We start from the raw sequence: 13232 nt of genomic DNA, 5'->3' as shown, positions 1-13232 counted from the left end.
GGCACGGCCTGACCGGCGTCCGCGACGGGGTCGAGCTGCGGCTGGGCAGACCCGGCTGGGTCGACGCCGGCCCGTTGGCCGAGGACGTCGCGCGGTTGCAGGACCAGGGGGCGACGGTCGTGCTCGTCGAGCGCGGCGGCACACTGCTCGGCGCCGTCGCCGTCCGTGACGAGCTGCGGCCCGAAGCCGTCGAAGCCGTTCGCCGCATGCGCGCGCTCGGGATCGACGTCGCCATGCTCACCGGCGACAACCAGCGCACCGCGGCGATGCTCGGCCAGCAGGCCGGGATCGGCGTCGTGCACGCGGAACTGCGCCCGGAGGACAAGGCTCGTTTGCTGCCCGAGATCGCCCGGGGTCGCCGGATCGCGATGGTCGGTGACGGCGTCAACGACGCCCCGGCGCTGGCCACCGCCGATGTCGGCATCGCGATGGGCGCCATGGGCACCGATGTCGCCATCGAGACCGCCGACGTCGCGCTGATGGGCGAGGACCTGCGCCACCTCCCGCAGAACCTCGCCCACGCCCGCCACGCCCGCACGATCATGCTGCAGAACGTCGGCTTCTCGTTGCTGATCATCGGCACGCTGATCCCGCTCGCCGCATTCGGCGTCCTGGGCCTGGCCACCGTCGTCGTGATCCACGAGGCCGCCGAGGTGCTGGTCATCCTCAACGCCGTCCGCGCCGCGCGAGCACGGACCCTGCCCGGCCTCACGGCCGCCCCGGCCACCTCGGACCGACACCACCTCACCATCGAGCCTGCACCCGAACCGGACGACCCCTGCTGCGCACCAGCACCGCCGATGGCCACACCCCAGGACGTGGCCACCGGGCCGGCGCCGCTCGACACCGACCCGGGACCCGCCCCGGCACAGTCGCCGAACCAGAGCGGTTGCGAGGACGGATGCGCATGCTGCAGCGCCGAACCGTCCGCTGCCGACCGGGAGACGCAGAAACACGAGGGCTCTCACCGATGACCACGGCCGATCGGGCGGCACGGCTGGCCAGCACCGTCCTCGCTGCCGCCGTGACCCCGCTTCTTCACCGGATGCGGAACGAGCTGGACCGGGACGGAACCCTACGACGGGGAACCCAGCGGACGATGTGGACGGCCTACGCGACCTTCGGACTCCTTCTCACCGACTCCCTCGTCCGCCACAACCGCGACGTGCCGATCGGCCAGCGCGTAGCCGGCTACACCGTCGCCGCTGCCGGGACGGCACTCGCAGTAGGCAGCATGACGACGTTCGCGAGCCCGCAGCAGCTCAACGGTGGCGAGACCGGCGATCTGATCACAGGCGGGATCTATGACTACAGCCGCCACCCGCAGTATGCGGGCTTCGTGGCCGCCACCGCCGGTCTTGCCACCGCCCGGGGCTCACCACGGGCCGCGCTGCTAGCCATCGAGCTGGCCGTGATCATGCGCACCTGGGCGGTGGTCGAAGAAGAGCACCTGCGGCGACAGTTCGGCGAGGCGTACGAACGTCTCTGCAGTCGAGTTCCGCGTTGGATCGGCGTCCCGGCAGAGGAGCCGGCGGCTCTCGCGTCCCAGCCCTTGGCTCCAAACACGTGAGCAGGAGGTCCTCCATGCTGTTGCAGCACCTGCGAGCGATACTGCTCGATCCGGTAACGGCCACGATCATCATTCCACTGCGTCCTGACGCTATTAGCGAGGTGCGAGGTTGAATAGATCTGGTCGAGCACGGTCGAGCGGGCCGTCAACGCCGCGGCGTCAGCGCTGAAGAGCCGCGGTGCATGCGACCGAAGGCACGGAGCGGGGAGCGGGTTGTGACAACCGGGCGGCCTCCCGATCGCGTGGACGTGCTGGTCGTGGGCGCGGGACAGGCCGGCCTCGCGACCTCCTGGCACCTCGGCCGGGCCGGGATCGACCACGTCGTCGTCGACGCCGCGGCACGGGTCGGCGACAGCTGGCGGCAGCGCTGGGACTCACTACGTCTGTTCACTCCGGCCGGGGCGAACGGCCTGCCGGGCATGCCCATGACCGCCAACGACCGGCATCCCACCAAGGACCATGCCGCCGATCACCTCGAACGCTACGTCGCCCGGTTCGGGCTGCCGGTCCACGTCGACAGCCCGGTCCGGCACCTGCGCCGTGGCCCGGACGGTTTCACCGCCGCCATCAGAGACCACGTCCTACACGCACGCCGGGTGGTCGTCGCGTCCGGTGCCCATCGCTGTCCCCGGATCCCGGCCTTCGCAGCCGGCCTGGACCCCGCGATCGTCCAACTGGCCTCGACCGACTACCGCAATCCCGGTCGGCTCCCGGACGGGCCGGTACTCATCGTCGGGGCCGCCAACTCCGGAGCCGAGATCGCCCTCGACATCGCCCTCGCCGGGCGCCACCGGGTCCACCTGGCCGGACGCGATGTCGGCCGGCTCCCCCAGCTGGGCACACCCGTGTTCACCGCGATGCGCCACCTCCGAACCGATCGCGGTACCGGACGGTTCCTCGCCCGCCTGGCCAGCGGCGGCGGTGATCCACTCGGGCGCGTCCGGCCGCGCGACCTCACCGATGCCGGCATCCGACGCGAAGGCCGCATCACCGATGTGGACCACGGGGTCCCCGTGACCGAATCCCACCCTCTGCCCGGGCTAGCCAGCGTCATCTGGTGCACCGGCCTCGGCCCCGACCTGTCGTGGCTCGCACCCGATCTGCGCCGCAGCTCGATAGAGGCCGCACCGGCCTCCGACCTCGCGACGATCGGATGGCCCTACCAGCGCACCATGGCCTCACACCTGCTCGGCGGAGTCGGCCACGACGCCGCGAACCTGACCCAGAAATGGACCAGCTCCTGACAGCCAGGCACTTGTGCCTTGGCCTGGACGGGTGTCGGGTGTGGACCGGACCGCCACATCAGTTGCGGGACTGTCGTGGTCCTCGGTTCGCTTCCGGAGTACGTGCGGTCTCCGCGCTGTGACCTGGCCCTGACCCTGCTCGACGCTCGACCGGGTCGCCGACTGTGCCCGAGCGCGGCCGCGGACCGGCCGGTCGCGGTGACAGAGTCGGCTGGTGTGGCGGTGGCTGTCGGGGAACTGCGCCTTCGCGGCGTCGAGGACGGTATGTGGTCGACGCCGCGCTCTGCCGGAGCCCCCCGCGCGGAGCCATCTGATCGCCTACCGCATCGCGCACGCGGTCGAGCCCCCTGACGCCCATACCGATCATGAGGATGGGTCGCGACCCGCTCGTGTTCTGCCCGCAGCAAGCACTCTAGCCTGGTCAACAACAGGCAGTCCGTCCGCGCGGCCAGCTCGCTCGGGCCCACGCTGCACTTGCGAAAGCAGAAACCCCGGTGATGTAGCTCGTCCACAGGACGGCCAGGGATCGCTCCGGGGTCTTCGCCTCTGAATGTACGGGAGCCCTGCAACGGTGTCGAATTCGTCAGTGGCGACGGCCGCGCTGGTCGAGCAGGCCATCTCTCCATCACGGCTCGGGCCCTACCGCGCAGCCGTTGGCGGGGATCTGCAGCGTGCAGTGCAGCTCTACCGGTGGAACGCGACGGTCTCGGCGTCGTTCTGGGAGGTGCTCGGCCATGGCGAGGTGTTCCTGCGCAACGCCATCAACAACGCCCTGGTCACCGCTCACCATCGGCACGCGGCGGCGGGTGACTGGTTCGACGACCCCCGGGGTGTGCTGACCGCCCGCGCACGCGCTGACATCGACGAGGCTCGGCGCCGGACCGGAACGAGTGCTCCTGCTGGGAAGGTCGTAGCCGAGCTGAACTTCGGGTTCTGGCGGTTCCTGCTGGCCCGGCGCTACACCTCCACCCTGTGGCCGGCCATCCGGCACGCCTTTCCACACCTGCCCCGCGGACGCCGAAACCCGCAGGTCATCGAGGAGCCGGTCATCCGGCTGCACACGCTCCGCAACCGCATCGCCCACCACGAACCGTTGCTGTCCATCCCCCTGCACGACCGCGTTGACGATCTGCGCTTCGTGCTCGACGCGATCGATCCTCGCCTGCGTACGTGGGCGGTGGACGATGACACGCGCCTGCTCGGTCTCCTCACCCACCGCCCTTGAGACGCAGCGCCAGCCCGGCGGAGTTCCACGACCTCTTACGGCCCCGCTCGTTGCAGGATTCGTGGTTCGTGACGACGGCCTGGCCGCCCGTGCAGTCACTACATCGTGGCGGTGGCCGGTCTTCCTCGGCGCCGGGCTCGTGGCGCCCTCGACGTCGGGATCTCGGGCTCGTGCCTGGGGCGGTCGGCGCGTGCCGAGCGAGCACCGGGAACCGACCCAGCAGGAGTGGACCGAGCCCGGGGGCGAGCAGCGGGCTCGCGGCCATGGACATCGAGAGAGAGGGGCCAAGATCTTGCTATAGACGGCCACGTCTCGGCCTGTACGGCAGTACCACCCGCTGCCCTGCGACGTGGCCGGGCCGCGGGTCGACCGGGGGCACGAGCACGACCAGCAACCCCAGAATGACCAGGCTCGCCACTGCCCTGGTGCAGGCCGAGGCCAGCGCCGCGAGCTGCCCGCACCTGCGCGCCTGGGACGCCGTCGACGTCGGGCCGGGAGCGGCGGGGCGGCAGGCGCCCGCGAGACTCGCCGCGGCCCCGGCGGGGGCCCTACCGGCGGGTTTCGACCCGCACATGGCTGCCGACGCGACCAGCCAACCGGCAGCGACACAACCTCGCCGACGACGTCACCTGGGTCCTGCCTCCGGACCTGCTGCCCGACCTCGACGAGCTCGACGGCGTACCGATCGTGTACGCAGACGTCCCCGGGCCGCTGCTCGCCCACTGGGTCCGCCGCCGAGGCGACGCCTGACGGCCTGGCCGACACCCACTGGCGATCCCGGGGACGCCTCGAACCTGGTCACGAGGCCGAGCTGGGGCACGCCCCTCGGAGCAGCGCGGCCCCACGACGACCGCGTCGGGCATGCCGGGCACTCAACGCCGCCTCAGCGAGCCAGCGCGATTCGACCAAACCGGTTCCGCGTGTCGCCTACCGTCCATTCAGAATATGGACCATGATGCCTCGCATGCCGAGGAGATCGTCAGGCCGTGCGAAGGGGCGCCCGTCGAAGGGCCCCCGCGTGGTGATCTTTCCGCGTCTGCCACTGGCCGCTGAGGAAGCCCTCAAGGATCTCGCGACCCGGCGAGGCCTCTCGTGGTCGGAGATCGGCGCCGAGCTGGTCGCACATGGGCTCCGGCGGCGGGGCGAACTGCCACCAACACTGCCGGTGCGCTACAGCTCCGCCGACACCGCCGACCTGACGGTGCGGATCCCCGTGGCTGACAATGCCGAGCTGCGCGCACTGGCGCGTGAGCTGGATCGACACCTCTCGATCGTCGCCGGGTCCTTGATCGAGATCGGGCTTCGGCACGCCCCTGAGCTTCCGGGGCAGATCCCCGTGCAGTACCAGACTCCACAGGAGCAGCCCCTGACCAAGGCCTCATAAACGAGAACGAGGCGGCCCCCTGGCCGGGGGGCCGCCTCGGTTCGTTCTCGCGTCAGTCGGTCGTGCACCCGAGCTGACGCCGTAGCCCCGGCGAACCGGGGCCAATCCCCAACCGTCCAAGAAGGGGCGCTTTCGCGTGTCCAGGATACATCCTGGGCCGGGAGCCGACCAATACAGACACGGGGTGAGTTCGTCGTGCCCGGAACCAGGGCGCTCGCCGGCGGCGGGTACCGGGTTCTGCGTGCTCTGCTACGAGCACGGCGCGTTCACCCTGGCTTCTGGCCCCACCCAGCTCTGCCTGCTCCATCAGCTCCCCGTCGGTGAGCAGCCATCCCCGGAGTCCTTCGGCATCCGCACCACCGCCGCGCCGCGGTGCACACCTCGCGGCCGAGGCGCCCGCCCCACCAGCGGCCCCGGCCGCACGAGCCGCGCCACGCCGCCGAGCACGCGAGTGCGGGCACGCGGTATCGCCCGCGCCCGCGCCCGACACGGGCGCGGGTTCACCCCTCACCCGGGGTGGCGCAACTTCATCGACCACGACTACCGGGTCCTGACCTCCCAGCCCGAGGCCCTCGACCACATCGCCCGCCTGGTCGACGACGAGGACTGGCGCTCCGACAAGCGCCGCAGCTGGTCGGCGATCCTGCGCCGCCTGGTCTGCCACATGGACTGGGACACCGGCCTGGTCACCGGGCTCAGCGCCGAACGCCTCGGCGCGGCCGGCGCACGCGCCGCACGCACCGTGTCCCGCGTGCTGGCCTGGGCCCGCGAGATCGGCCTGCTCGTCGTCGTCGAAGCCGGAGCCAGCGCCGAGTTCCTCGGCACCGACACCGGACGCACCCCCACCTACGCCCTCGTGTCCCACACCCCTCTGCCCCAGCTGCGACCCGACCCACCGGCCGTGGACCTCGCCGACACATCGGCAGGTCAGTCGACTGTGGATGAAAGTGGCGACCTCCCCACTTCTTACGTGAGTAGTAAGCCCTTGACGGGCGGCAGACGGTCTCAGCTCACCACCAGCCGCACATGGCACCCCTACGACGTCCCCGACACCCCCGGTGCTAGAAACGCAGCCACTCTCACCTTGCTCTCGCATCTCGGCCTAGGAGGCCGACAAGGTGGCAAGATCGAGATTTGGCGAGCCCGGGCTCTGCTCAAGCCGTGGTGGGACGCCGGTGCCACCGTCGCCGGACTGCTCCACGCCCTGGAGTACCACCCAGACCGGCCCAACCGCCGGCGCGGCGACCTCTCGGCCGGTGCGCGTGATCCGCTGCGGATCATCGGGGCCCGGCTGAGGCCCTGGCGCGGGCGCCTGGGCGAGATCCGCGCCGTGCAGATCGGCCGAATGCGGACCGGCACCACCCAGACACCGACGCCCGCGGTCGCACTCGACCCCGCAATGCTCGACCAGCCCGCCGGGCGCAGCGCCCGCCGCGCCGCCCAGGAAGCCCTCAGCGAGCACCTGCGGCGCCTGCGCGAGGCCCGCGGCAACGCCCTGCCTGCCCGCGGGCAGGGCGTTGCCGCGCCCGTTCTGCCGCGGCGGCTGCGCCGACCCCGGATCCGGTGAGTGTGCCTCTCGAACAGCTCCAGGCTGCGACCGCGCACAGACCCTCACCCCGCCACCGTCGTCACCGGCGACACCTACCGAGACCTACGCCTACCCCTCGGGTGCGGCGAGGGAGTTGCCCTACTCCATGGACCGCACCGGCCGCACCTACCAAGGCGTCTTCTACTACGACATCCGTCAGGGCAGCGGTACCGAACTGGCCTTCACCGGCTCCGACGGCATCACCCGCACCCTCGACATCACCGGACTCTAGCCGCGAGCACCGCCACACTGCGTTCACCGATCAACCCCGCAGCGTGGCGGCCTATCGTGCCCTGGCGTGGACGTGCAGTTCCCGGTGGCGCCGATGATCGCTCAGCCGGCCGCCGAGCTGCCCACCGACAACCGCCACACCTACGAGCCCAAACTCGACGGCTGGCGGTGCCTGGCGTTTCGCGGTGCGCGCGTGCAGCTGCAGTCCCGCCAGCACCGCAGCCTCACCGCGCGCTTCCCCGGCGTCGCTGAGCTCGTGGCCGAGCAACTGCCCACCGGCACCGTCATCGACGGTGAGCTGGTCGCCATGCGCCACGGCCGGGTCGACTTCACCGCCCTGGGCGCACCCGATGCCCGGCACTGGATCGTCGCGTTCGACCTCCTGGCCCACCACGGCCGCGACATCAGGCCCGAGCCCCTACGAGCCCGCCGCGACCGCCTCGCCGAGCTCGTCGGCGACGCCGAGGACGGCGTCGTGCTGGCCCCGGCCGTCGATGACCTCGACCTCGCCCAGCCCTGGCTCGACCGCCACCGCGACCTCGGTCTCGAAGGCGTCGTCGCCAAACGCCTCGATCACAGCTACCGGCCCCACCGCCTGCGCTGGACCAAGACCCGCGCCACCCACACCACCGAGGCCATCGTCGGCGCCGTGATCGGCCCGATCACCCAGCCCCACGCCCTGATCCTCGGCCGCCACGACCGGAGCGGACGACTACGCATCATCGGCCGCACCCATCGACTCGGCGCCAGCGCGGCCGCCGCGCTCGGCACCCAGCTCACGCCGCCGCGCGCCATCCACCCGTGGCCGGCGGTCATGCCGGGCGGGCGGATCGGCCTGCCCGGCGCGACTGACGACGTCGCGCACACACCGGTCCAGCCCAGCCTGGTCGTCGAGATCGACGTCGACACCGCAGTGGACCGCGGCCGCGCCCGACACGGCGTCCGCTACCGCCGGATCCGCCCGGACCTACTCCCCGAGGACCTGACTGTCGCGCTGTAGCGGGGTCCTGACGCCTGCGGCGGTGGGGGATATAGCCGCGCCCGCAGGCCAGCCGGCCCCCACTCCACCGCTCCCCCGTCGGGGCCGGTGCCCCGAGGGCGGGATCCTCCCTGAGCGAATAACGTTCCGTTGTATTTGTATCGTTTCGTATCGCTGAAACGAAACGGTATGATAAGTTGTCGGCGTGAGTGACAGTGCGGGCAGCGCAACCCCGGTCCAGCGCCTGGCGTGTGAGTGGCCGGAGGGCTGCGCGCATGTCGTGGAGTACACCGGCACCGGGCGGCCGGCCCGCTACTGCGGCCAGCAGGTCGACGGGGTGGTCCACAACCGGCTCAACGCGGCCAAAGCCCGCGAGGGAAAGCTGCGGCGCCGCCACCACGACACCGACGACGACACCGCCGGCGACCGGCCGGTGTCGCTGGCCAGGGCGGGGCTGGAAGGTGCCCGCGAGGAACTGCGTGAGCTCATCGACCGCCACGAGCGCGCGATGCACGACGTCACGGCCCGGGTCGCGGTGCTGCTCGGCGAGGCCACCGATCCCGAGGCCACCGCCGCCGAGATCGCCGCAGTCCAGCGCGACGCACGCGCCCAGGTTGACGCGGCCGAACAGCAGGCGGCCGCCGACCAGGCCGCGCGGCGCCAGGCCGAGGACGCCGCGCGGGACGCGCTCGCCGACCTCGCCGAGGCCGAACGGATCGCGGAAGTCGCCTTGGCCGAACGCGACGAGGCCACCGCCCGCGCGGCCGCGACCACCGAGACGCTCGCCGCCCGCGACGAACGCCTCACGGTGCTCGACCAGCAGCTTGCCGAAACCACCCGGGACCGTGATCAGCTACAGCGGCGAACCGACCGCCTCGATGCCCAGCTCGTCGAAGCGGTCATCGAACGTGACCAGGCGCTCCGGGACCGGGACCACGCTCAGAATGCTGCCGCGCAGCAGCAGGAACGCGCCGAGACCGAAGCCGCGAACGTGGCCGCGGCCCGGACCGAGAACGAGCAGCTGACCCGCCGGGCCGAAACGGCCGAGGCCGACCGAACCCGCACGGAGGACCAGGTCGCCGCGCTGCGCGCCGAGCTGGCCGACGAGCGGGCGACGATCGAGCGCCTCGCCGGGGAAGTGGCCGACTCGCGCACCGCACGCGCAGTCGCCGAGGCCGAGATCGCCGCGCTACAGCGCCAGCTCGAGTCCGCCCTGCAGGCCGAGCGCGATCACGCCGAGCAACGCCTCGCCGATGAGCGGCGCCAGCACGCCGAGTACCTGCACGAGCTCCAGCAGCGCCACGAGGGGCGGCTCGCCGCCGCGCAAGCCGATGAGCCTGCTGCAGAAGACGAGGCCAGGACAGCGAGTACACGCGCGTCGGAGGCGCGGCGGCGGCGCGGCCGGCCGGCATCACGCCGCCGCACGAGGACGTGACCTGACCAGGCCGGCCACCGCAGCCGGGAACCACGCGCCATCGGCCGACCCAGCGTGTCCCGCGATCAGCTCAGTGGCGGCGTGGCGGGAACCCCTGTCATGCCCCGCCGCCTGGGCCGCCGGCGAGCGGCTGGTGGCGGCCCAGGTCCGGGAGTGGGCCACGGCTGTCCCACTCGATCAAGGGCGTGCCTTCGCCGCGGTAATAGGTGATCTTGTCCTGCTTGCGGGCCAGATAGTCCTCCCGCCCGAGCATCCCCCACACCTCGACCACGGTGGCCGGGTCGGTGTCGGTGAGCACGAAGTCCGGCAGCGTCACGGCCTCGGCGTCGTAGCGCAACGGCTTGGTGAAACGACGGCCCGCAGCGGTCAGGGCATCGGCCATCACGACCTCGTGCGAGGAGTCGGCCGGGACGAACCCGGAGTTGGTCAGCATCACCGCGGCCGCGACCGCCGAAAGGTTGCCCCGCTCGCTGCGCGAGACCAGCGTGAGAACGATCTGCTCACTGCCGGCGGGAAGCTGCTCGGCCATCGCCGCCGGCGCCGCGCGCTGCAGCCGCGCGTGCAGCGCCGACGAGAAGTACAGCGGCGTGCGGTGATGGCGCAGATCGCAGCGCTGACCGTACCGGGTCGGAGTCCACGATCGGACCGCGCCGAGCAGCAGCCCCCGCCGTACTGCCCCGTCGTGTTCGCCGAGCCGGGCGGTGAACTGCTCGAACGCCGCCTGGTGGCGATCCGGGGCGGCCGGGTCGAACGGCGGAATCACAAAGCAGCTCTCGCCGAGCTCGAGGCCCGAGGTGGACACCCCGGCCGTGGCCGCCTGCAATCGCGGGCTGCACCCCGCCCACCCCGGAGGGCGCGGCGACGGCGGAGCCGCGCTCCAGGTGGTCAGCTCGGCACGTTCCCACAGGTAGTGCAGCAACCCGAGCAGGCTCATCCGCGACCGGGCCGCGGCCGCTCCCCCAGGCGTGGCGCCGGTCGGGGTGTCGGCGGCCTCGGTGCGCACCCGCAGCGGCACCGCCAGCGCCACGGTCGCGCTGCCGTCGTCGGCCTCGTCCAGGGCGCCGTCGTGATAGTGGCTGCGCCCCGACCACGCGGCCCCGTCGTTGTGAAACTCGCAGCGCTCGGCGTGCTCGGCGCCGCCGCCGGGCCAGCAGGCCAGGTAGTACACCCCCGCCCGGTGGCGGATCACCAGCCGCGGCGCGGGGGCGGTGCACAGGCACCAGCCGCACCCGTCGGTGACCTTGGCCTGCTCCACCAGCGCGCGATACGCGCCCGGGGTGCGGCGCAGCTGCCACAACGCCACCTCCCGCCCGGCCAGCCGCACCCGGGTCCCCGGCGTCGCCCGGCCCGGGTGCGCCGCCCGCGCCGGGTGCGCGCGACCGCCACCGCGCCGGGTGCGCGTCGCCGGTGGGCGACCTCGACCGTGCCGCATCACGCTCACCTCACCTGCTTCGGATCCACGCCGTCGGCGCCGAGGTCGGCCCGGCGGGCCTCGAGGAAGTACTCCCACCAGCAGTCTCGGCTGCTCGGCGGGGCCGGCGTGCCCGCGTCGAGCAGCTCAGGGCCGCCGCGGGTGACACCGAAACCGGTGCCGTCGTCGTCGCTGCGACGCGGCGGGAACCGGTCGGGCAGATACCGCGGCCGATCCGGCCCGGCCTCCCCGCTCAGCGGCGGTGGCGCCGACCCGTCGCGTTGGGCCGCGGCCAGCGCCTCGTCATAGTGGCGGCGTTCGTCCTCGGTGAGCCGGTGCTTACCCGGGGCGCACTCCCGCCCGTCGATCGCGGCCACCAGGTTCGCCACCGCCGCCGGCAGCCACCGCACGTGCCACTCCGCGACCAGATCCGGGCGGGTGTCCGGGGCACTGGAATCGACGTGCAGGGTGCGCAGCCACGCCAGCTCGCGCACCGCGCGCGGATGCACCGGCCAGCAGTCCGGCAGCTCGGCGCGCGTCAGCCGGTACTCACCATTGAGGACCTCGGCCACGAACGCGCCCAGCGCGTCCCACGCCGCATGCTTGTCGCCCGGCTCGAGTTGCGACCAGCGCAGCGCCGGTGTCAGCGACAGCGCCTGCTCATCCGGGCCGCCGCCACCGGCTCCGGCGGCCTCGACCGCCCCGGACAGCGCCGCCACACTGTGGTCGAGATCGTCGACCCGCGGGCTCAACCGCGACACGTGATCGGCGATCTCGGCGACATGCGCAGAGTTCTCGCTGACCTCCCGGCGCAGCTCGCGCAGCTGTTCCCCGACCTGCACCGCGAACGGACGCTGCCCACCCGAACCACCGGAGCCCGCCGCCGGCGGCGGACCCGGTCCGTCACTGCTCACCGACGCGCCCCCTCCCCATCCATCCCACCATCACTTCTGCCCGGCCGCGGCCGCCGCGGCGCCCCCGGCCAGGCTCCCTGAGCAGACCTCAAAACGGCTCGTACCCCTGGTCCTCGTACTCCAGCTCGGCACCCTCGCCCACCTCGGTACCGGCCACCAGAGCCTCATACGGGCCCGGCCGCTCCCGCCCCGACGGCTCGCCGGCCTCGACCGCCGCCGCGGGCTGCCCGGCCTCCGGCTCGCGCACCCAGTCCGACCACTGCCCCACATGATGAAGCTCGGGATGAGCAGTGACGAAATCGACCAGCCGCTGCTCGGCCCGATCCATCACGGATGAGTCAATGTCGGCGTACTCATCCCAGGACTGCCCCTCCTGGTAATAACCGAGCGGGGTATTTTCCAACGTCTGCAGATGGAAGTAGTCCTGCTTGAGGTGTTCTGCCTTCTCGAGAACCGGCGCGAGCTCGAGCGCCACCCGGCGCTCCTCGAAGATCTCGGTGAGCTCGCGGGTGCGCTGCTCGGCCAGCACCGGCTCGGGCACGACCTCCAGGTCGGCGTCGATCGCGGCCATGTAGGCCTCCCGCTCGGACGTTCGCCACGGCGGACCCTCCCCAGCCAGATACTCGGCCGGCTCCGCGGCGTCGACCTCCGCACGCAGCGCCGTGCGCATGGTCTCGCCGGTCTCGGTCACCTGCGTCGGTGACGACCCGTGCCGATACCCCAGATACAGCGCAAATTCCCGCTCGTCCTGGCTCATCTGCGGAAGCTCGGAATGGGCTACGGTCAGCTCGTCGAGCCGACCCCGGGCCGCCACACTCTCTCGCCTCTGGTCCGCGTAGTCATGCGCAGAGTCCCGATCCTGGCGTGGGGTGGCTCCACCGAACCACTTCTGCAGCCGCGGCAGCTGATCGTATTTCTCGGCCGTCGACTCCTCGTCGGCCACCGCGATCTCCAGCAGCTTCTCCGCGAGGGCAACCTCACGTTCCTGCGCGCTGATCGCGGTCTCGGTCTCATGCAAGGCGAGGGCCTGCGTGGCCACCGGCGGGGTGTCCCAGTCCTGCCCAGTCCAGCCCAGCTCGTCACGTCGGCGGGCCTCGGCGACCTCGGCGCTGACCTCGCCGCGCGCCAGATAGCGCCGGTAATCCAGTGGGTCCTGCCCGAGCCCGGTGAGCCGGGCCTGAATCGGGTGCGGCCAATCGATCATCGGATTCTCCGATCCGAGGTAGTCACCTCACGTAGCGGATCCGGCAG

The 13232-nt window shown here is 72.1% G+C and carries 12 protein-coding genes; 9 read left to right on the top strand and 3 right to left on the bottom strand.

What is annotated here, in order from left to right:
- The 9 genes from BM093_RS29860 to BM093_RS29825 form a co-directional block, all read left to right on the top strand.
- Positions 1-974, top strand: a 974-nt coding sequence (locus BM093_RS29860) for an HAD-IC family P-type ATPase (protein ID WP_143105591.1), incomplete at its 5' end; no start/stop codon positions are given.
- Positions 971-1570, top strand: coding sequence for a methyltransferase family protein (locus BM093_RS29855; RefSeq protein ID WP_177238785.1), 600 nt, complete (start codon positions 971-973; stop codon positions 1568-1570). The genes BM093_RS29860 and BM093_RS29855, both read left to right, overlap by 4 nt.
- Before the next feature lie 182 nt (positions 1571-1752).
- Positions 1753-2814: a flavin-containing monooxygenase gene (locus BM093_RS29850; protein ID WP_093354474.1), complete on the top strand. Its 1062-nt coding sequence runs from the start codon at positions 1753-1755 to the stop codon at positions 2812-2814.
- 586 nt (positions 2815-3400) lie between these two features.
- Positions 3401-4039 carry a hypothetical protein gene (locus tag BM093_RS29845; RefSeq protein WP_218162989.1) on the top strand — a complete coding sequence of 213 codons (639 nt, stop codon included), beginning with the start codon at positions 3401-3403 and terminating at the stop codon, positions 4037-4039.
- A gap of 1018 nt (positions 4040-5057) precedes the next feature.
- Complete coding sequence (locus tag BM093_RS29840) at positions 5058-5423, top strand: hypothetical protein (RefSeq protein WP_093354463.1); 366 nt, start codon at positions 5058-5060, stop codon at positions 5421-5423.
- 451 nt (positions 5424-5874) lie between these two features.
- Positions 5875-6990, top strand: a complete 1116-nt coding sequence (locus BM093_RS29835) for a hypothetical protein (protein WP_093354458.1) — start codon at positions 5875-5877, stop codon at positions 6988-6990.
- A gap of 115 nt (positions 6991-7105) precedes the next feature.
- Entirely contained in the window at positions 7106-7243 is a 138-nt protein-coding gene (locus BM093_RS36310; RefSeq protein ID WP_177238783.1) for a hypothetical protein, read from the top strand.
- Positions 7244-7309: 66 nt separating this feature from the next.
- Entirely contained in the window at positions 7310-8242 is a 933-nt protein-coding gene (locus BM093_RS29830) for an ATP-dependent DNA ligase (protein WP_093354453.1), read from the top strand.
- Between the two features lie 316 nt (positions 8243-8558).
- On the top strand, positions 8559-9656 hold the full coding sequence (locus tag BM093_RS29825; protein WP_143105590.1) for a coiled-coil domain-containing protein: 1098 nt from the start codon (positions 8559-8561) through the stop codon (positions 9654-9656).
- A gap of 97 nt (positions 9657-9753) precedes the next feature.
- On the opposite strand, the gene BM093_RS29820 is transcribed toward BM093_RS29825, so the two are convergent.
- The 3 genes from BM093_RS29820 to BM093_RS29810 form a co-directional block, all read right to left on the bottom strand.
- Positions 9754-11088: a DUF1173 family protein gene (locus BM093_RS29820; protein WP_093354491.1), complete on the bottom strand. Its 1335-nt coding sequence runs from the start codon at positions 11086-11088 to the stop codon at positions 9754-9756.
- A 5-nt stretch (positions 11089-11093) separates the two neighbouring features.
- Complete coding sequence (locus BM093_RS29815; RefSeq protein WP_093354444.1) at positions 11094-11981, bottom strand: hypothetical protein; 888 nt, start codon at positions 11979-11981, stop codon at positions 11094-11096.
- An 88-nt stretch (positions 11982-12069) separates the two neighbouring features.
- Entirely contained in the window at positions 12070-13185 is a 1116-nt protein-coding gene (locus BM093_RS29810) for a hypothetical protein (protein ID WP_093354441.1), read from the bottom strand.
- Positions 13186-13232 lie beyond the last annotated feature (47 nt).

The sequence above is a fragment of the Pseudonocardia ammonioxydans genome (genome assembly GCF_900115005.1).
GTDB classification, from domain to species: domain Bacteria; phylum Actinomycetota; class Actinomycetes; order Mycobacteriales; family Pseudonocardiaceae; genus Pseudonocardia; species Pseudonocardia ammonioxydans.
Note: the sequence above shows the minus strand (reverse complement) of the source record. Positions and strands in the feature narration are given on the sequence as shown.